Below are 224 nucleotides of genomic sequence, written 5' to 3' on the forward strand. Positions count from 1 at the left end.
CGCCATCAATATTGGTTTGCCCATCCTGGAATGCCCTGCTGCCAGCGAGGCTATCTCGGAAGGGGATGTGGTGGCAATTGATTTTGATACCGGTGTTATTACCGATGAAACCACATGGCCCATACGGCCTACAAAGTTGCGGTTGGTGGTAGAAATGCAGCGCTCCCCTGCCGCCAGGATGCCCATGTAGCCGCCCAGGCAGGGGCCGCAGGTGGGCGTGGAAA

The 224-nt window shown here is 57.6% G+C and carries 1 protein-coding gene; it reads right to left on the reverse strand.

All coding sequences use genetic code 11. The annotated features are described in order from the left end of the window. On the reverse strand, positions 1-224 hold a 224-nt coding region (locus H6B10_RS19105; RefSeq protein ID WP_430661785.1), incomplete at both ends, for an aconitase family protein.

It is taken from the genome of Gemmiger formicilis, from assembly GCF_016901605.1.
Taxonomy (GTDB): domain Bacteria; phylum Bacillota; class Clostridia; order Oscillospirales; family Ruminococcaceae; genus Gemmiger; species Gemmiger formicilis_B.